The organism is Neoaquamicrobium sediminum (assembly GCF_040970315.1).
Lineage (GTDB): Bacteria > Pseudomonadota > Alphaproteobacteria > Rhizobiales > Rhizobiaceae > Aerobium > Aerobium sediminum.
In genome coordinates, this window is record NZ_JAZHFV010000001.1 from 555,773 (window position 1) to 575,232 (window position 19,460).

17 protein-coding genes are annotated in these 19,460 nt (G+C 62.9%); 12 read left to right on the forward strand and 5 right to left on the reverse strand.

The window, feature by feature from the left end:
- The first annotated feature begins 11 nt into the window (after positions 1–11).
- The 5 genes from mgrA to rpe all read left to right on the forward strand — a co-directional run bounded on the left by mgrA (position 12) and on the right by rpe (position 5,331).
- The gene (gene mgrA, locus V1479_RS02815; RefSeq protein ID WP_368801565.1) at positions 12–1,058 is read left to right on the forward strand and encodes an L-glyceraldehyde 3-phosphate reductase; all 1,047 of its coding nucleotides are present in this window, start codon (positions 12–14) and stop codon (positions 1,056–1,058) included.
- Positions 1,059–2,666 (forward strand): glycoside hydrolase family 43 protein, encoded by a 1,608-nt coding sequence (locus V1479_RS02820; RefSeq protein WP_368801566.1) that lies wholly within the window; start codon positions 1,059–1,061, stop codon positions 2,664–2,666.
- Positions 2,666–3,493: a TolB family protein gene (locus V1479_RS02825; protein WP_368801567.1), complete on the forward strand. Its 828-nt coding sequence runs from the start codon at positions 2,666–2,668 to the stop codon at positions 3,491–3,493. The genes V1479_RS02820 and V1479_RS02825 overlap by 1 nt, the downstream gene beginning before the upstream one ends.
- Before the next feature lie 25 nt (positions 3,494–3,518).
- Positions 3,519–4,577 carry a sugar phosphate isomerase/epimerase family protein gene (locus V1479_RS02830; RefSeq protein WP_368801568.1) on the forward strand — a complete coding sequence of 353 codons (1,059 nt, stop codon included), beginning with the start codon at positions 3,519–3,521 and terminating at the stop codon, positions 4,575–4,577.
- 70 nt (positions 4,578–4,647) lie between these two features.
- Positions 4,648–5,331 carry a ribulose-phosphate 3-epimerase gene (gene rpe, locus V1479_RS02835; RefSeq protein ID WP_368801569.1) on the forward strand — a complete coding sequence of 228 codons (684 nt, stop codon included), beginning with the start codon at positions 4,648–4,650 and terminating at the stop codon, positions 5,329–5,331.
- A gap of 18 nt (positions 5,332–5,349) precedes the next feature.
- On the opposite strand, the gene V1479_RS02840 is transcribed toward rpe, so the two are convergent.
- Genes V1479_RS02840 through polA form a run of 3 tightly spaced genes read right to left on the reverse strand, consistent with a single transcriptional unit; the run spans position 5,350 to position 9,436 of the window.
- Complete coding sequence (locus V1479_RS02840) at positions 5,350–5,970, reverse strand: LysE family translocator (RefSeq protein ID WP_438620477.1); 621 nt, start codon at positions 5,968–5,970, stop codon at positions 5,350–5,352.
- Between the two features lie 3 nt (positions 5,971–5,973).
- Positions 5,974–6,504 carry a hypothetical protein gene (locus V1479_RS02845; protein ID WP_368801571.1) on the reverse strand — a complete coding sequence of 177 codons (531 nt, stop codon included), beginning with the start codon at positions 6,502–6,504 and terminating at the stop codon, positions 5,974–5,976.
- A gap of 1 nt (position 6,505) precedes the next feature.
- The gene (polA, locus tag V1479_RS02850; protein ID WP_368801572.1) at positions 6,506–9,436 is read right to left on the reverse strand and encodes a DNA polymerase I; all 2,931 of its coding nucleotides are present in this window, start codon (positions 9,434–9,436) and stop codon (positions 6,506–6,508) included.
- Between the two features lie 390 nt (positions 9,437–9,826).
- Here polA and V1479_RS02855 point away from each other — a divergent pair, with 390 nt between their 5' ends.
- Complete coding sequence (locus V1479_RS02855) at positions 9,827–11,206, forward strand: M20/M25/M40 family metallo-hydrolase (protein WP_368801573.1); 1,380 nt, start codon at positions 9,827–9,829, stop codon at positions 11,204–11,206.
- Between the two features lie 17 nt (positions 11,207–11,223).
- Positions 11,224–11,841 carry a ribonuclease D gene (locus V1479_RS02860; protein ID WP_368801574.1) on the forward strand — a complete coding sequence of 206 codons (618 nt, stop codon included), beginning with the start codon at positions 11,224–11,226 and terminating at the stop codon, positions 11,839–11,841.
- 15 nt (positions 11,842–11,856) lie between these two features.
- On the opposite strand, the gene V1479_RS02865 is transcribed toward V1479_RS02860, so the two are convergent.
- Positions 11,857–12,951 carry an acyltransferase family protein gene (locus tag V1479_RS02865; RefSeq protein WP_368801575.1) on the reverse strand — a complete coding sequence of 365 codons (1,095 nt, stop codon included), beginning with the start codon at positions 12,949–12,951 and terminating at the stop codon, positions 11,857–11,859.
- A gap of 353 nt (positions 12,952–13,304) precedes the next feature.
- Between V1479_RS02865 and V1479_RS02870 the strand changes: the two genes are divergently transcribed.
- From V1479_RS02870 to V1479_RS02890, 5 genes are all read left to right on the forward strand, one after another.
- The gene (locus tag V1479_RS02870) at positions 13,305–14,873 is read left to right on the forward strand and encodes a peptide ABC transporter substrate-binding protein (protein WP_438620497.1); all 1,569 of its coding nucleotides are present in this window, start codon (positions 13,305–13,307) and stop codon (positions 14,871–14,873) included.
- Between the two features lie 65 nt (positions 14,874–14,938).
- Positions 14,939–15,856: an ABC transporter permease subunit gene (locus V1479_RS02875; protein ID WP_173189993.1), complete on the forward strand. Its 918-nt coding sequence runs from the start codon at positions 14,939–14,941 to the stop codon at positions 15,854–15,856.
- Positions 15,857–15,866: 10 nt separating this feature from the next.
- A complete protein-coding gene (locus V1479_RS02880; RefSeq protein ID WP_368801577.1) occupies positions 15,867–17,021 on the forward strand; it encodes an ABC transporter permease in 1,155 nt (384 codons plus the stop codon).
- Between the two features lies 1 nt (position 17,022).
- The gene (locus V1479_RS02885; RefSeq protein ID WP_368801578.1) at positions 17,023–18,666 is read left to right on the forward strand and encodes an ABC transporter ATP-binding protein; all 1,644 of its coding nucleotides are present in this window, start codon (positions 17,023–17,025) and stop codon (positions 18,664–18,666) included.
- A 127-nt stretch (positions 18,667–18,793) separates the two neighbouring features.
- The gene (locus V1479_RS02890) at positions 18,794–18,949 is read left to right on the forward strand and encodes a hypothetical protein (RefSeq protein WP_368801579.1); all 156 of its coding nucleotides are present in this window, start codon (positions 18,794–18,796) and stop codon (positions 18,947–18,949) included.
- Here V1479_RS02890 and V1479_RS02895 read toward each other — a convergent pair.
- Positions 18,946–19,407 carry an RrF2 family transcriptional regulator gene (locus V1479_RS02895; protein WP_368801580.1) on the reverse strand — a complete coding sequence of 154 codons (462 nt, stop codon included), beginning with the start codon at positions 19,405–19,407 and terminating at the stop codon, positions 18,946–18,948. The genes V1479_RS02890 and V1479_RS02895 overlap by 4 nt on opposite strands.
- Positions 19,408–19,460 lie beyond the last annotated feature (53 nt).

Consider the following 19,460-nt stretch of genomic DNA (forward strand, 5'->3'; position numbering starts at 1 on the left):
AAGGAACCGACATGACCTGGCAGCCAGCCGACATCCGCTACGACACCATGACCTACAACCGCTGCGGACGGTCCGGTCTCAAGCTGCCTGCCATCTCGCTTGGACTTTGGCACAATTTCGGTGGCGACACGCCGCACGAGACCAAGCGCGCGATCTGCCGCAAGGCCTTCGACCTCGGTATCACGCATTTCGATCTCGCCAACAATTACGGCCCGCCTCCGGGCTCTGCCGAAGTCGCCTTTGGCGAGATGCTGCGCGACGATTTCGCCGGCTATCGCGACGAGATGATCATCTCGACGAAGGCCGGCTACAATATGTGGCCCGGCCCCTATGGCGAATGGGGCAGCCGCAAATACGTTCTTGCCTCGCTCGACCAGAGCCTCAAGCGGATGGGGCTCGACTATGTCGACATCTTCTACTCGCACCGCTTCGATCCCGAGACGCCGCTTCAAGAGACGATGATGGCGCTCGACCATGCCGTGCGCTCTGGCAAGGCGCTCTATGTCGGCCTCTCGTCCTACAACTCGAAGCGCACGCGCGAGGCGGTGGCGATCCTCAAGGAACTCGGCACGCCGTGCCTGATCCATCAGCCAAGCTACTCGATGATCAATCGCTGGGTTGAGGAGGACGGCCTGCTCGACACGCTCGACGATCTCGGCGTGGGCTCGATCGTCTTCTCGCCGCTCGCGCAGGGCATGCTGACCGGCAAATACCTCGGCGGCATCCCCGACGACGCGCGCGCGGCGCAGGGCAAATCACTGCGTCCAGGCTTCCTCAACGAAAAGAACCTGGCCAATATCCGCGCCCTCAATGAGATCGCTTCGCGGCGCGGCCAGACGCTTGCCCAGATGGCGCTGGCCTGGGTGTTGCGGGGCGGCCGCGTAACCACGGCGCTGATCGGCGCCAGCCGTCCTGAACAGGTGGAAGACTGCGTCGGCGCGCTCGCCAATCCGAACTTCACGCCCGAGGAACTCGCCGAGATCGACCAGTTCGCCAAGGATGCGGACATCAACCTGTGGGCGGCATCCGCCGAGCGCCAAGGGCCGCAGAGGAAGTAGATGATCCGCAACCCGATCCTGCCCGGCTTCAATCCGGATCCCTCGATCTGCAGGGTCGGTGACGACTACTATATCGCAACCTCAACCTTCGAGTGGTATCCGGGCGTGCAGCTCCACCACTCGAAGGATCTCGTCAACTGGCGGCTGGTCGGGCGGCCGCTCGATCGCGCGAGCCAGCTCGACATGCGCGGCAATCCGGACTCTGGCGGCATCTGGGCGCCGTGCCTGTCCTATGCCGACGGGCTGTTCTGGCTGGTCTACACCGACGTCAAGCGCATCGACGGGGCCTTCAAGGATACGCATAACTACATCGTCACTGCGCCGTCCATCGAGGGGCCGTGGTCCGACCCGGCTTACGTCAACTCGTCCGGCTTCGACCCGTCGCTTTTCCACGATGAGGATGGCCGCAAGTGGTTCCTCAACATGGTCTGGAAACATGTGTCGTCGGGCGTAGGCGGGCAACCCAAGCATCCGTCCTTTGCCGGTATCTTGCTTCAGGAATGGGATGCAAAGACGAAGACGCTCGTTGGCGCGCCGCGCAACGTCTTTACCGGCAGCCCGCATGGGCTGGTGGAGGGGCCGCATCTCTTCAAGCGGGCCGGATGGTATTATCTGACGACCGCGGAGGGCGGCACCGGCTACGACCATGCCGTCACCATGGCACGTTCCCGCGCCATCGATGGGCCCTACGAGCTGCATCCCCTCACCCATCTCATTACCTCGAAGGACGATCCCGACGCGGTTCTCCAGCGGGCAGGGCATGGGCAGATTGTGGAGACGCCGAACGGCGAAATCTACCACACGCATCTGACCTCGCGGCCGCTGCCGGGCCTGCGTCGCTCGCCGCTCGGCCGGGAAACGGCAATCCAGAAATGCGTCTGGAAGGAGGATGGCTGGCTCTATCTGGAGCAGGGCGGCCAGGTGCCGGCGGTCGAGGTTCCCGCGCCGCGAGATGTGCAGCGCGCCGATCCGCCCGCGGTCGAGCGACACGATTTCGATGATGGCAAGCTGCCACTCGAATTCCAGTGGCTGCGCACGCCGGATTGGCAGCGACTGTTCTCGTTGAGCGACCGCCCGGGCTTCCTGCGGCTGTTCGGCCGCGAGTCGATCGGAAGCTGGTACGAGCAGGCGCTTGTCGCGCGGCGACAGGACGTCTTTTCCTTCCGCGCCGAGACTCGGCTCGACTATGAGCCCAAGACATTTCAGCAGGCCGCCGGCCTCGTCCACTACTACAATCGGCACAAGTTCCATTTTCTCGCCGTCACCCACGACGCGCGCCATGGCCGCGTGTTGACCGTGATGAGCTGTCCCGGAGACTGGCCGGACGGCCGGCTTACCTTTCCACTTGGCCAACCGATCCCGCTGCCGGGCGATGCTCCCGTCACCCTGGCAGCCGAGGTGCACGGCGCGACCCTGGCCTTCAGCTACCAGCGCGACGGCCAGTGGACTCAAGTTGGGCCGACGCTCGACGCCAGCGTGATCTCGGACGAAGGCGGTCGCGGCGAGCACGGCTCCTTTACCGGGGCCTTTGTCGGCATGGCCGCATTCGACACCAGCGGCAGCGGCCTTCATGCCGATTTCGACTGGTTCAGCTACGAGCGCGGGTGATGAAGAGCGAAATCGTCATCCACGAACCCGCGACGGGTGCCGAGCGCGTCGTCCACGCCACCGACGCGTTGATAGAGGCGCCAAACTGGTCGCCCGACGGCACGTTTCTCGTGTTCAACGGCGAGGGCCTGATCTGGCGGCTCGATCTTGCAAGCGGCGCGAAACCGCAACGCATCGATACCGGCTTCGCCACGGCCTGCAACAACGACCACGGCATCTCGCCGGACGGCGCCACGCTCGTCATCAGCGACAAGTCCGAAACCGGGCAGTCCTGCATCTACACGCTGCTCATCCATGGTGGCGTGCCGAGTCGTGTCACGGACAACGTACCGTCGTGGTGGCATGGCTGGTCGCCCGACGGCAGGACGCTGGCCTACGCGGCAGCACGCGATGACGGCATGAACATCTACACTGTCGGGTCCTCCGGCGGCGAAGAGACCCGGATCACCGATGGTGGCGGTCATTATGACGGGCCGGACTACACACCGGACGGGAAATGGATATGGTTCAATTCCGACCGGGGCGGAACGATGCAGTTATGGCGCGTTCGGACCGACGGCAGCGGCATCGAGCAGATGACGAATGACGACCGCGTGAACTGGTTTCCGCACCCCTCTCCCGACGGAACCGCCGTGCTCTATCTTGCTTATGAAGCGGGCACGGAAGGCCATCCGCGCGACAGAGACGTGGATCTGCGCCTGATGAACCCCGAGGGCGGCGGCATCCGCACCGCAGTCTCGCTGTTTGGCGGGCAGGGGTCGATCAATGTGCCCTGCTGGGCGCCGGACTCGACTGCCTTCGCTTACGTGCGCTACGCGCGCCCGTGAAATCGACACAGGAAAGGAACATGACATGCCGGCTACGATGAAGGGCCCTGCGATCTTTCTGGCGCAATTCGCTGGCGACGAGGCGCCGTTCAACACGCTGCCATCGATCGCCAGGTGGGCAGCCGGACACGGCTACAAGGGTATTCAGGTGCCGAGCAATGACGGGCGCCTCTTCGACCTGGAAAAGGCGGCGTCTTCGAAGGACTACTGCGACGAGGTCAAGGGCGTCTGCGCCGAGGCGGGCGTGGAGATCACCGAATTGTCCACCCACATCCAGGGCCAGCTTGTCGCCGTCCACCCGGCCTACGACGCGCAGTTCGACGGTTTCGCGCCGGAGAAGGTGCGCGGAAATCCCAAGGCGCGGCAGGCATGGGCCGTCGAGCAGATGAAGCTCGCGGCGAAGGCATCGCAGAACCTCGGGCTCAAGGCGAGCGTGTCCTTCACCGGTTCGCTGGCCTTCCCCTATCTCTATCCTTGGCCGCAGCGTCCGGCCGGCCTTGTCGAGGAGGCATTCGGCGAACTCGGCAAGCGCTGGAAGCCGATCCTCGACGCTTATGAGGACGCTGACTGCGATCTCGGTTTCGAGATCCATCCGGGCGAGGACGTTTTCGACGGCGCGACCTTCGAGATGTTCTTGGATGCGGTCGGCGGCCACAAGCGCTGCACGATCAACTACGATCCGTCGCATTTCCTGCTGCAGCAGCTCGACTACCTCGCCTTCATCGACATCTATCACGAGCGCATTTCGGCCTTCCACGTAAAGGATGCCGAGTTCAACCCGACTGGCCGGCAGGGCGTCTATTCGGGCTATCAGGGCTGGACCGAGCGGGCCGGCCGCTTTCGTTCGCTGGGCGACGGACAGGTCGATTTCGGCGGCATCTTCTCGAAGCTGGCGCAGTACGGTTACGACCGCTGGGCGGTGCTCGAGTGGGAATGCTGCCTCAAGCACCCCGAGGACGGGGCGGCAGAAGGCGCGCCCTTCATTAAACGTCACATTATCCGCGTCACCGAGAAGGCATTCGACGATTTCGCCGATTCGGGCGTCGACCGCGCCGCGCTGCGCAGGATGATGGGCATAGGATAAGGTCTTCGGCCTCTCGACAACGGCGAACGCACACGCTAGGCGGACGGCAGATCAACGGGAGCCGTCCGCAATGACCGGAACCATCATCGCACCGTCCGTGCTTTCGGCCGACTTTTCCCGGCTCGGCGACGAGGTCGAGGCGGTGGTTGCCGCAGGCGCCGACTGGATCCACCTCGATGTGATGGACGGTCATTTCGTGCCGAACATCACCTTCGGCCCGCCCATCATCAAGGCGATCCGCAACCGCACCGACAAGGTGTTCGACTGCCATCTCATGATTGCGCCGACGGACGCCTATCTCGCTGCCTTCGCGGATGCCGGTTGCGACATCATCACCGTCCATGCCGAGGCCGGCCCTCATCTCGACCGCTCGCTGCAGGCGATCAAGGCGCTCGGCAAGAAGGCTGGTGTGTCGCTAAACCCGTCGACGCCGGAAAACGTCATCGAATACGTGCTCGACCGGCTCGACCTCGTGCTTCTGATGACGGTCAATCCCGGCTTCGGCGGACAGGCTTTCATTCCCTCGGTCGTGGAAAAGGTGCGCCGCGTGAAGGCGCTGATCGGCGACCGTCCGATCGACATTGAGATCGATGGCGGCGTGACGCCGGAAACGGCCCCGCTGGTCACGAAGGCCGGAGCGAACGTGCTTGTCGCAGGCTCGGCGGTGTTCAAGGGCGGATCGAAAGACGCCTATGCCACGAACATCTCCGCCATTCGTGACGCGGCGGATGCAGCCGTCGGGCGAATGGTCTAGGAAACGTCGGTGCCCCTTTCAGCGGGCCGTGGTCCACCCGAACCAGACCGCAACGAGCGCCAGCAGGGCTGAAAGTGAGCGTCGCGCAATCCGTTCCCGGCGCGGGTCATTCAGCAGCGGTTCGAGCGCACCGGCTAGGACGACGATGCCCGCGTGAATGAGTGTTGCGACCAACACATAGACGACGGTCAGCGTCACGGTCTGCGCCAGGAGGGGCCCGGCAGCGTCGATGAATGTCGGCAGCACGGCGACGTAGAACATCGCAGCCTTCGGGTTGAGCAGGTTGGTGACGAGTCCGCGCAGGAAATAACGGCCTCCGACCCTGGCATCCGATGCCACGACATCGCCGCCGCCGCGCCATCCATCCCAGGCTAGATAGAGCATGAAGGCCACGCCGGCCCAGCGCAGGATTTCGTATGCAAGCGGCGAAGCGCTGATGAGCTCCGCGACGCCGAAAGCTGCCGCGAACCCGATCACGGCCAGACCAAGCGCGACGCCGGCGACGGTGGCGAAGCCGACACGCCGGCCTTCCGACGCCGAAACCAGCGCCAGATAGGTCATGTTCGGGCCAGGTGTCAGCTCGATGATCGTCGAGGCGAGCGCGAAGGAGAGGAGGGTTGTGAAAGGAAGCACATCCATGCTCTAGAAAAGAAGTGCCAGATTTTCCAGAGTAACAGCTTCCGGTGTCCCTCGAGCTTTAATGAAAACAAACGATTCCTCGGGATCGTTCGATCCTAGGAATGGACCGAGTTTGGCGCTTACACTGCTCACGCCGCTGTCATCGTCCATTAGACAGTAGCACGTGTCCGGCGAAATTGGATCTTCATACACTTCATCTGCTTGGCTTGGCATTCTGAGTGCGTCAATAATTCGCTTTAGACGATTGTCTAGGTCACCTGAACTAAGGGCAGATTTTCGTTCGGGTGTCCCTGTAAGTAGGACTAAGTCCAGCATAATCTGCACTTTGACATGCTTTCCATACAGTGGCGCAAAGCGCTGCTCGCGAATTGTACGTGCCGAATTTGCGAAGAATTCTCGATCGAGGACATTGAAGGGGTCGCTTTTCCGGACTTTTGCTAATTGATGGTGAAAGCTGCGGCGCATCTCCCATATCGCCGCAAGGCTTTTTCTCTTGGATGGAATCTTTCCTCGGTATGTAAGAAATATCTCCACCTCAATGCGCCTCGTCCCAGTTCTTCGCGGCGCGGGCGTCGACGTGCAGCGGCACTTTCATGGCGAGTGCCGGCATGGCGGCATGCTCCATGACGTCGCGGATCACCGGCATGGCCGCCTCGATCTCGCCTTCCGGCGCTTCAAAGATCAGTTCGTCGTGCACCTGCAGCAGCATCTGCGTGTTGTGCAGCCCTGCTTTCTCCAACGCAGCCTCCATCCGCACCATCGCGCGGCGGATGATGTCGGCGGCCGAGCCCTGGATCGGGGCGTTGATCGAGGCGCGCTCGTTGAACGCCCGCACGGAGGGATTCGGCGAGCGTATCTCGGGGAAGTGGATGCGGCGGCCGAAGATCGTCTCGACGTAGCCGTTGTCGCGCGAATGCGCCTTGGCCGCGTCCATATAGTCGCGGATGCCCGGAAAGCGCTCGAAATACTTCTTGATGTAGGCGCTGGCCTCTTCGCGCGGAATCGCAAGCTGGTTGGCCAGTCCGAATGCCGAGATGCCGTAGATGATGCCGAAATTGATCGCCTTGGCGCGCCTGCGCACCTCGCCCGGCATGCCCTCGACCGGCACGCCGAACATCTCGGATGCCGTCATCGCGTGAATGTCGATGCCATCGGCAAAGGCTTGGCGAAGCTGGGGAATGTCGGCGACGTGGGCGAGCACGCGAAGCTCGATCTGGCTGTAATCGGCCGAGATCAGCAGGTTCCCGGGCTCGGCGATGAAGGCGGTGCGGATCTTGCGGCCTTCCGCGGTGCGGATCGGGATGTTCTGAAGGTTGGGATCGGACGACGACAGGCGACCGGTGGTAGTGGACGCCAGCGCATAGGACGTGTGCACGCGCTTCGTCTGCGGGTTGATAAAGCCGGGCAGCGCGTCGGTATAGGTCGATTTCAGCTTCGTGAGCTGGCGCCAGTCCACGATCTTGCGCGGCAGCTCGTGCCCGGCGGCTGCAAGGTCTTCGAGTTCGCGCGCGGTGGTCGACCACTGTCCGGTCTTGGTCTTCGATCCGCCCGGAAGTCCCATCTTGCCGAACAGGATGTCGCCGAGCTGTTTCGGCGAGCCGACGGTGAAGCGCTCGCCGGCAAGCTGATAGATTTCATCCTCCAGTGCCGCCGCGCCCTGGGCGAAGTCGCCTGACAACCGCGACAGAATCTGCCGGTCGACTGAAATGCCGCGCTGCTCCATCCGCCCGAGCACCGGCACCAGCGGGCGTTCCAGCCGCTCATAGACGGAGACGAGGCCCTTTTCGGCAAGCCGTGGCTTGAGGACCCGCCACAGCCGCAGCGTCACGTCGGCATCCTCTGCGGCATAGCAGGTGGCCCTGTCGAGATCGACGAAGTCGAAGGTGACCATCGCCTTGCCGGAACCGCACACGTCCTTGAAGGCGATCGGCGTATGGCCCAGCCAGCGCTCGGACAGCGCATCCATGCCGTGACTGCCGTTGGAGCCGCCGTCGAGCACGTAGGAGAGAAGCATCGTGTCGTCATAGGGCGCAACGTCGATGCCGTGGCGTTGCATGATGACGAGATCGTATTTCAGGTTCTGCGCGACCTTGAGGACGCTGCGATCCTCCATCAGGGGCTTCAGTTCGGCCAGCGCGTCTCGCGCAGGAATCTGGCCTTCCACCAGCCCGCCGCCCAGCAGGTCGCCGGCGCCCGACTTGTGGATCAGCGGCACATAGGCAGCGCGTCCGGGGCGGGTGGCAAGGCTGAAGCCACACAGCTCCGCCTGCATCGGGTCGAGGGATGTCGTCTCCGTATCGAAGGCGACGACGCCTGCCTCGCGTGCCTCCGCGATCCATTCGCGCAGCGTGGCGATGTCGCGGATGCAGTCATAGGCGGTGTTGTCGACCTTTTGCGCGACCGCCTCGGCGGCGCGGGCCGCAGCGAGCGCTCCCGGCGTGTCTCCAGCCGCCGCCGCAGGCGATGCGGCATCCCCCTCGGCAGTTGCGTCAGCAGGCTTTGAACCGACATCCGGACCGTGCGCTGCCTCGCCCCATTCGACATCCACCTGTGCGGATTCGATCTCCGCGGCCTCGGCGCCGGACGCCTCGGCGACGCGCCGCGTCAGCGTGGTGAATTCCATCGCCTTGAGGAAGGAAATCAGCTTCGGGCCGTTCGGCGGCTGCAGCACGAAATCGTCCAGCGGCTCGACGCCGGGCACGTCGTTCCTGAGCCGCACCAGTTCACGCGACATGAGCGCCTTGTCGCGATTTTCGATCAGCGTCTCGCGCCGTTTCTGCTGTTTGATTTCGCCCGCCCGCTCCAGCAGCGTGTCGAGGTCGCCATATTCCTCCAGAAGCTGCGCCGCCGTCTTTTGGCCGATGCCGGGAACGCCCGGAATGTTGTCGACCGAGTCGCCCATCAGCGCCTGCAGGTCGATCATCTTCTCCGGCGGCACTCCCCACTTCTCGATCACCTCGGGGACGTTGATTTCCTTGTCCTTCATCGGGTCGTACATCGACACGGTGGGACCCACGAGCTGCATCAGGTCCTTGTCGGAGGAGATGATGGTGGTATCGCCGCCGGCCTCGCAGGCCAGCCGCGCATAGGTGGCAATCAGGTCGTCCGCCTCATATCCTTCCATTTCCAGACAGGGCAGGTCGAAGGCGCGCGTCGCCTCGCGGATCAGGCCGAACTGGGGGATCAGGTCCTCGGGCGGCGCCGAGCGGTTTGCCTTGTATTCGGGATAGAGTTCGTTGCGGAACGTCTTCGACGAATAGTCGAAGATGACCGCGAAATGTGTCGGCGTGGCCCCTACATCGGTGTCGCGCGCGTTCTGCATCAGCTTCCAGAGCATGTTGCAGAAACCGGAGACCGCGCCGACTGGAAGACCGTCGGATTTTCGCGTCAGCGGCGGCAGTGCGTGATAGGCGCGGAAGATGTAGCCCGAGCCGTCGACGAGGAAGAGATGATCGCCTTTTTTCATGGACAAACGCCTAGCGCGGGGCATCCGTGGTGTCCATCGCAAACCGCTTCAGAGCCCCTTGTTCCTGCCACGTCGTCAGGGCAGGCCGCCCATCACGGCCATGTTACAGAGATGTAATGTTGACGCCCTTGAATCGCCATTTTCAAAGACCCAAATGCAGGTCATCGGCAATTTTCGCCGAGTCCGGGAAATAGGCCCGTCCCCCGCCTGAACCGGACATTGCGGGAGCCTCATCCCCCTCTCCGGGCTCCCGCATCGTTTCGAGTAAGGCCGCCGTGGTTCCCCTCCACCACGGCGGCACTTTTTTGTGCTGCTGGCACAAGGAAGCAGGGCTTTTCGAGCGGTGCGCCGGACGATAGGGTCGCGGCCGCAGAATCGAAAGGTCCAACCATGTCCGCACTCGCTCCCGTCCTCGAACGTATTGACGCAGACCTCGAAGCAAGCCTCGAACGGCTGTTCGCGCTGCTGCGCATTCCCTCCATCTCGACAGACCCGGCCTTCGCGCAGGATTGCCGCCGCGCCGCCGAATGGCTGGTCGATGATCTGAAGGGCATTGGCTTCGATGCAAGCGTGCGCGACACGCCCGGCCATCCGATGGTCGTTGCCCATCACGACGGGCCGGAAGGTTCTCCGCATGTCCTGTTTTACGGCCATTACGATGTCCAGCCGGTTGACCCGCTGGACCTGTGGGATGCCGACCCGTTCGATCCGAGCATCAAGGATCTGGAGCCCGGCAGAAAGGTCATCACCGGCCGCGGCTCGTCCGACGACAAGGGGCAGCTCATGCTGTTCGTGGAGGCTTGCCGCGCCTGGAAACAGGTGCATGGCAGTCTGCCGTGCAAGGTCACCTTGCTGTTCGAAGGCGAGGAAGAATCCGGCTCGCCCTCGGTCAAGCCGTTCCTCGACGCCAATTCGGAGGAGTTGAAGGCTGATTTCGCCATGGTCTGTGATACCGGCATGTGGAACCGCGAAACGCCTTGCATCACGGTCGGCCTACGCGGACTCGTGGGCGAGGAGGTGACGATCCACGCCGCCAACCGAGACCTCCACTCCGGCGTCTATGGCGGTGCGGCGGCCAATCCCATCCGCATCCTTTCCAGGATCCTCGCGGACATGCACGACGAGACGGGGCGTATCACAATCCCCGACTTCTATGACGGCGTTGAAGAGACGCCGAGCCAGATCAAGGCATCTTGGGATAAGCTCGACATCAGCCCTCTTCTGGGCGACATCGGCCTGTCGGTCCCGTCGGGCGAAAAGGGACGCTCGATCCCGGAAATGGTGTGGGCGCGCCCGACCGCCGAATTCAACGGCATCTCCGGCGGATACGAGGGCGAGGGCTTTAAGACGGTGATCGCCGCGCAGGCCTCGGCGAAAGTGTCCTTCCGCCTCGTCGGCAATCAGGACCCCGAGGCGATCCGCGCGGCATTCCGCAAGTTCGTCGAGGATCGGGTTCCAGCCGACTGCTCCGTGACGTTTCACAAGCATGGCGGGTCGCCGGCGCTGCAGCTCGCCTATGATTCCCCGATGGTGACCAAGGCCGCCTCGGCGCTGACGGACGAGTGGCCGAACAAGGCCCTCGTGCTTGCCATGGGCGGCTCGATCCCGATCGTCGGCGATTTCAAGCGCCGCCTCGGGATGGACACCCTGCTCGTGGGATTCGGCCTCGACGACGACCGCATCCATTCGCCCAACGAGAAATACGACCTTACCTCGTTTCACAAGGGCCAGAGAAGCTGGGCGCGCATCCTCGCCGCCCTGACCGCCTGAACCCGAAAGGCCGCTCGATGACCATCCGCTTTCACAAGGGCGACCTGCCCGATCTTGCCAATTATGACGTCGATGCGATTGCGATCGACACCGAGACGCTCGGGCTGAACCCGCATCGCGACCGGCTCTGCGTGGTGCAGCTTTCGCCCGGCGACGGCACCGCCGACGTGATACAGATCGCGCCCGGTCAGAAGCGTGCGCCCAACCTCGTCTCGCTGCTCCGCAACCGCAAGATCACCAAGCTCTTCCACTTCGGCCGCTTCGATCTTGCGGTGCTCTACCACGCATTCGGCGTGATGCCGGAGCCGGTCTTCTGCTCCAAGATCGCTTCACGGCTGACCCGGACCTATACCGATCGCCATGGTCTCAAGGACATCTGCAACGAGTTGCTGGGTGTCAGCCTGTCCAAGGTGCAGCAATCGTCCGACTGGGCAGCCGAGACGCTGACGCCGGAGCAACTCGAATATGCCGCTTCCGACGTTCTCTACCTGCACCAGCTTCGCGAAAAGCTGCTGTTCAGGCTGGAGCGCGACGGACGGACGAAAGAGGCCGAAGCCTGCTTCCGCTTCCTGCCCACCCGCGCCAGGCTCGATCTGATGGGCTGGGACGAGCAGGACATCTTCGCCCACTCGTGAGGGGTTGTGCCGGGCCTATTCGGCTGGCAGCGCGGCACGTTGCGGCTTTGCTGGGCGATCGATGATCGCCCAGTCAGGCCTCTCGAACAGGAATTTGCCCCAGCCGGTCCACTGGATCAGCCCATAGAGCATGACCGGGCCGATCACGCCTGCGATGGTTACAAGCAGGGAGATCGTGCCGATATCGGTGATGATGCCGGTGCGGATGAGGATCACGCGCGATACGGCCATGGGCAGGAAGAAGGCGAGGTAGATCACGATCGAGTGCGCGCCGAGCCACGATAGCCATTGCATCCATGAAACCTGTGCGACGAGGGCCGAGACGGTTACGATCGCCATCGCGCCGGCGACGCCAAGCGCCAGCGAAATGAACGGCAGCACTGCCAGTCCAGCGGCACCGGCGGCATCGCCTCCCGGCTGGTGGAAGATGGCGAAGGAGGCCGGCGCTGGCGTGAAGACGAAGATGCCGTTGATGACCGCCCACAGCCCAAGAAGACCGAGAGCCTTGGCGCGGTTCGCAGCAACCCATTCGGCAAGGTCGAAAATCCGCGTTGCGAAGGCATAGCCGGCGAAGAAGTAGACATAACGCGAGCAGAACTCGTCGAAGAGCACCCAGCCGGTGTGGATCGGCAGCATCTCGAGCACGGCGGCGAAACCCAGCACCAGCCAGACCGGCAGCGTCTTCACCAGCCGCGTGAAGATGAAAAAGATCGGCAGCATATAGACGAACCACAGCGTGCCAAACGGCTGTATGAACGACCAGAGATAGGCTGTCAGCGGCGCGGCGGCCCCGTCTTCAGCCACCATGCCGGGCGCCTTGAAGACGAACTGGATCGTCAGCCACAGCACATAGAAATAGAGGAAATGCACGACCTTCCGGTCGACGTAGCGCAGCCATGGCCTGTCGATGACGAGCCCGAGGAAGAGGCCGGAAATCAGGAAGAAGTCGGGCATTCGGAAGGGGCGCGCAAACGCCACGACATAGTGCATGAACCCTTCGCCGCCCATGGTGCTGCCGACGCCGAGCGTCGAGTGCATCATCACCACGAAGATGATGCAGATGCCCTTGGCGATGTCGACCCACCCGATGCGTGTCGCGGTTTCAGCCATTTCGTGCTCCCTGCGCTTACGGAATGCGCTTTTGATTGGGCGCAAACCTAGCACGCCGAGGCCAGCGAACCATTAACCCGCCAACGGAACGGCGGGCATCTTGCTGGCTTGGTGAAGACTTTCTTGCATGCACCGGAGAGCAAGATTCCGTCAATTTCACCTTTTTGATGCGCGTGTTCGTGCGAAAATTATGCCTTCAGGCTAATCGCATTGCGGAAAGGGCGCATGGGCGGCCGCGCGTCCGATTCACGCTTGCTCTCGGATTAGGCTTGTTCATAATCTGCCTCACCCGGCGGCGGGGACCGGTTCCAGAGGAGGAAGTACCGATGCTACGTCAATTGATGAATGCGGCCATGCTTTCGGCTGCGATGGTTGTGCCCGGCGGCCTCGTCGCAACCCAGGCTTTTGCCGAAGTGGTCTACAACCGCGGCAACGACACCGATCCGACGACCCTCGACCACCACAAAACGACGACAGTTGCGGAAGGTCACCTGATGCGCGACCTTTACGAAGGTCTCGTGGTTCAGAACAACAAGGCCGAAGTGGTTCCGGGCGTTGCGGAGAGCTGGGAAATCTCCGACGACGGCCTCGTCTACACCTTCAAGCTGCGGCCGGACGCGAAGTGGTCGAACGGAGACCCGGTGAAGGCAAGCGACTTCGTCTTCACCTATCAGCGCATCCAGAACCCGGAAACGGCGGCGCCCTACGCCAACATGCAGTATCCGATCCTCAACGCCGAGGCGATCAACAAGGGTGAGAAGGAGCTTGCGGAACTCGGCGCCAAGGCCGTTGACGACCATACGCTCGAGATCACGCTCAACGCGCCGACCCCCTACTTTCTTGAGTTGCTGACCCATCAGACCGGCCTGCCGCTTCATCAGGCCTCGGTGGAGGAGCACGGCACCGAGTTCACCCGCCCCGGCAACATGGTGACCAACGGCGCCTACATGCTGGAGAACTTCACACCCAACGACAAGATCACGATGCGCAAGAACCCGCATTTCCACGATGCGGATAACGTTAAGATCGACGTCGTCAACTTCATACCGTTCGAGGACCGCGCCACCTGCCTGCGTCGCTTCGAGGCGGGTGAAGTCCACTCCTGCTCGGACCTCGACAACCAGCAGATGGACTATATGAAGGCGAACCTCGGCGAGCAGCTCCGCATCGCGCCCTATCTCGGCGTCTACTATCTGCCGGTGAAGGTGAAGAAGGAAAAGCTTGCCGATCCGCGCGTGCGCCAAGCGATCTCGATGGCCATCGACCGAGAGTTCCTGGCTGACGAGATCTGGCGCGGCACCATGATCCCGGCATGGTCCTTCGTGCCGCCAGGCATCGGAAATTACGGTGAGAACGCCACTCTGCCCTATGCCGAGGACGACATCCTCGACCGCGAGGATGCCGCCAAGGCACTGCTCGAGGAAGCCGGCGTGGCCGAGGGTTCGCTCAGCATCGAGCTGCGCCACAACACCGGCGAGAACCACAAGAACACCATGACGGCGCTGAGCGACATGCTGAAGAACATCGGCATCAACTCGACCATCGTCGAAATGGAGGGCACCGGCTATTTCGACTACATGAAGCAGGACGGCGACTTCGACATGACGCGCGCCGGCTGGATCGGCGACTATTCCGATCCGCAGAACTTCCTGTTCCTGTTCGAGAGCGAAAATCTCGGCTTCAACTATCCCCGCTGGGAGAATGCCGACTACGACGCCCTGATGGAAAAGGCCGCAGGGACGATCGATATCGACGCACGCGCGGAAATCCTCAAGGATGCCGAGGCCCTGCTTCTGGAAGAACTGCCGATCATCCCGATCATGTACTATTCGTCCGGCTCGCTCGTCTCCGACAAGCTGAACGGCTGGGAAGACAACGTGATGAACGTCCACGGCACCCGCTGGATGTCGATCGAGCAGTAGTCCCACAGACGACTTGCCCATGCGCGACTGTGGCCGCGCATGGGCGACCTTGACCGGAGCAGGCCATGTTTGCCTACGTGCTCAGGCGTTTTGCCGGAGCGGTGCCGACGCTGTTCATCATCGTCACCATCGCCTTCTTCATGATCCGGCTTGCGCCGGGCGGCCCGTTCGATCTCGAACGCCCGCTCGACCCTTTGATCATGAAGAACCTCGAACGCGCCTACAATTTCGACAAGCCGCTTTGGCAGCAATACCTGATCTATCTCGGCAATCTGGCGCAGGGCGACCTCGGCCCGTCCTTCACGCGGCGTGATTTTTCGGTCGTCGATCTGTTCAGGACCGGCCTGCCGGTGTCGATCCAGCTCGGTGGTATCGCGCTGTCGATCGCGCTTGTCGTCGGCGTGTTCCTTGGTGCGCTGGCGGCACTGCGCCAGAACACCTGGGTCGACTACATGGTGGTCGGCACGGCGACCTTCGGCATCACCATCCCGACCTTCGTGATCGCGCCGGTTTTCTCGCTCTTTTTCGGCGTCATGATGGGCTGGCTCCCGGCGGGGGGCTGGGGCACCTGGCAGCATATGGTTTTGCCCATCGCCACGCTGGCCCTGCCCCAGATCGCGATCATCGCGCGCCTGACGCGCGGCGCCACGATCGAGGCATTGCGCTCCAACCATGTGCGCACCGCGCGCGCCTACGGCCTGCCGTCCTACGTCGTGGTCGGTGTTCATGCGCTGCGTGCGGCAATCCTGCCGGTGGTGTCCTATCTCGGGCCGACGGCAGCGGCGCTCCTGACCGGATCGGTGGTCGTCGAGACCATCTTCGGCATTCCCGGCATAGGCCGCTATTTCGTGCAGGGCGCGCTCGGGCGCGACTATACGCTGGTGATGGGCACGGTGGTGGTGATCGCCTGCTTCGTCATCGTCTTCAACCTCATCGTCGACGTGCTCTATGCGTGGCTCGACCCGCGCGTACGCTACGACTGAGGAGGCGTCAATGAGCAACACCACGCTTGAACAAGCATCAGGCCCTCGGGAGCCACTCGTCGCTGGGCGGTCCCTCGGCCAAGATGCCTGGCTTCGCTTGAGGCGCAACCGGGCGGCCGTCGCCAGCGCGATCGTGCTGCTGTTGCTGGCGCTTGCCGGCATCGTCGGTCCTTGGATCCACGCGCATCCTTACGACCGCATCTATCCGCAATATGTGCGTGCGCCGGCGAGCCTGGAGGCCTATCCGAAGGAGGACGCCATCGTGCCGGCCTTCGAAAGCGCGCTTGAGCGGGCGAGGGTGGAGATCGGCGAGACCGAGCTTTCCGGCTCCACTGTTCGCGCCCCGGTCTCCGACGACGAAGCGCTCGATCCGCGCATCGTGCGCTATATCGACCGTTCCGACCTTTTCTCCAATGCCCGCCTTGAGGATGAAGAAGGCAACGAGATGATGGAAGGCGCGACAAGCGCCTTCATGGTGGCCGACGTTCAGCGGCTGCGCTTCGTCTTTGGCACGGATGCCAACGGCCGTGACCTGCTCTCGCGCATCCTCATCGGCATCCGCATCTCACTGGCGATCGGCGTGCTGGCATCGATGATGGCACTGCTGCTCGGCGTCACCTACGGCGCCATCGCGGGCTATCTCGGCGGTCGTGTCGACAATCTGATGATGCGCGTGGTCGACGTCCTCTATTCGCTGCCCTTCATATTCTTCGTCATCCTGCTGGTGGTCTTTTTCGGACGAAACTTCGTGCTGATCTTCATCGCGATCGGCTGTACGGAATGGCTCGACATGGCGCGCATCGTGCGTGGCCAGACCCTCACCATCAAGCGCCAGGAATATGTGCAGGCGGCAGAAGCGCTTGGCGTGAGCGATGCCGGCATCGTACGCCGCCACATCATTCCGAACGCGCTCGGCCCAGTGGTCGTCTTTGTCACCCTGCTGGTTCCGAAAGCGATCCTGCTTGAAAGCCTGTTGTCCTTCCTAGGCCTCGGCGTACAGGAGCCGCTGACCAGTCTCGGCCTGCTGATCGCCGAAGGTGCGGCCAACATGCGCGGTGCAGCGTGGTTGTTGATCTATCCGGCGGTGACGCTGACGGCGATCCTGTTCGCGCTCAACTTCCTGGGCGATGGATTGCGCGACGCGCTAGACCCGAAGGATCGCTGACATGACGCAGGAATCCATCCTCAGCGTGCGCGACCTGCATGTCGAGTTCGAGACCAATGACGGCATGGTTCACGCGGTCAGGGGCATCGATCTCGACGTCAAACCCGGCGAGACCGTGGCGATCGTCGGCGAGTCCGGGTCCGGCAAGAGCCAGACCACCATGGCGCTGATGGGCCTGCTTGCAAGCAATGGCCGCGCCCGTGGTTCCGCCACTTATCGTGGTCAGGAGCTGATCGGCCTGTCGGAGCGCAAGCTCAACCGCATCCGCGGCGAGAAGATCACCATGATCTTCCAGGAGCCGATGACCTCGCTCGATCCGCTCTATCGCATCGGGCGGCAGATCGCGGAGCCGCTTGTCCATCACCGCGGGATGTCGCGAAAGGCTGCGCGCGAGCGTGTCATCGAATTGCTGGAGCTTGTCGGCATTCCCGATCCCGCCCGCCGGGTCGATGCCTATCCGCACGAACTGTCCGGCGGACAGCGTCAGCGCGTTATGATCGCCATGGCGCTGGCGAACGACCCCGACATGCTGATTGCCGACGAGCCCACCACCGCACTCGACGTCACTATACAGGCGCAAATCCTTGCACTGCTGGCCGAGTTGCAGCGCAAGCTTGGCATGGCGATCGTCTTCATCACGCACGATCTCGGCATCGTCCGCCGCTTCGCCGACCGGGTCTATGTGATGCGCCACGGCGAGGTAGTGGAGGAAGGAGAGACATCAGCCCTTTTTGCTGCCCCCGGCCATCCCTATACGAAGATGCTGCTCGCAGCCGAGCCGACCGGTCGCAAGGCGCAGCCACCACGAGAAGCACCGATCCTGCTCGAAGGACGCGATGTCGAGGTTGTCTTTGGCGGCGGTGGCGGGTGGTTCTCCGGTCCCGAAGCCGAAATCCGCGCCGTCGACAGAATTTCGGTCGCCTTGCACAAGGGCCAGACGATCGGCGTCGTCGGCGAGTCGGGTTCCGGCAAGTCGACGCTCGGTCGCGCGCTGCTCAGGCTCCTGCCGAGCGAGGGTACGGTCCGCTTCGAAGGGGCGGATATCAGCGCCGCCGACAAGCGTGCCATGCGGCCGATGCGCAAGGAACTGCAGCTCGTCTTCCAGGACCCGTTCGGCTCGCTCTCGCCGCGTATGACCATCGGCCAGGTGGTGACCGAGGGCCTGAAGGTTCACGAACCGCAACTGCCTGCGCGCGAGCGTGACCGGCGCGCCATCGAGGCGCTGGAAGAGGTCGGGCTCGACCCGGCCATGCGCAATCGCTATCCGCACGAATTCTCCGGCGGCCAGCGCCAGCGCATCGCCATCGCCCGCGCGATGATCCTTAAGCCGAAGGTTGTCGTGCTCGACGAGCCGACATCTGCGCTCGACCGTTCCGTGCAGAAGCAGATCGTCGATCTTCTTCGCGATTTGCAGAAAGCGCACGATCTTTCCTACCTCTTCATCAGCCACGACCTTGCGGTTGTGCGGGCGATGGCCGACCACATCGTGGTGATGAAACAGGGCCGGATCGTCGAGGAGGGGCCGACGGACGCGATCTTCGATCACCCGCGTGAAGCCTACACCCAGGCCCTTATGGCGGCGGCCATCGACGGGACGCCGTTCCGGCAGCAGACCGGCGCATTCGCAGCCGGTCTGATTGACTGATTGGAATATTTTTCGCCGATTATTGCAAATTTTCCGGGACAGTCGGCGAGGAAGCGGTGAACGGTAGAAAATTTATAGTCGACAAAGTCTACTGATTTTATAGATTAAAGACATGGACGGAGGAACCATGTCTTACGGAAACAGCAATCGATCCAGCCGCCAGGCGCAGCAAGGGGCGGCGGAACGGGCCATCGTTCGCCCACGCGGCAGCGCCTTCACCTATCTCATTTTCACGGTTTCGGTGGTTTTCACCGCAGCCTTCGTCTTCGGCCTGGTAGCCTAGATAGCGCCGGTGGCGCTTACCTCATAAAGGCCGCCAACCGCGTCATTGTCGGCATCGCGCATCTGGGCAAGGCTCTGGCCGTCGAGCACTTCGGCAATGGCGCGACGAACATTTAGCATCATATGCCGGACCTCGCAGGTCGCCTCGTCGCAGTCCTCGCAGCGCTGGTAGCGCGTCTGGCTCGCGCAGGAGATCGGCGCGAGCGGCCCGTCCAGCACCCGCACGACATGACCGATCCTGATGTCGCCGGCCGGCTTTGCCAGCCGATAGCCGCCGTCCTTGCCTTTCCGGCTCTCGACGAAGCCGGCATTCCGCAGCTCCCCCAGTATCGCATCGAGGAATTTCTTCGGAATGTTCCGGGCAACGGCGATGTCGTTGACGAAGGCGAGTTGGCCGGGCGGCAGGTGAGCCAGATAAACGAGAGCCTTCAGGCCGTATTTGCCCTTCTTGGTGAGCATGTCCGCATCATTCTCCGACCACCGCGCCTACGCAAGAGCGATGCGACGGCCAG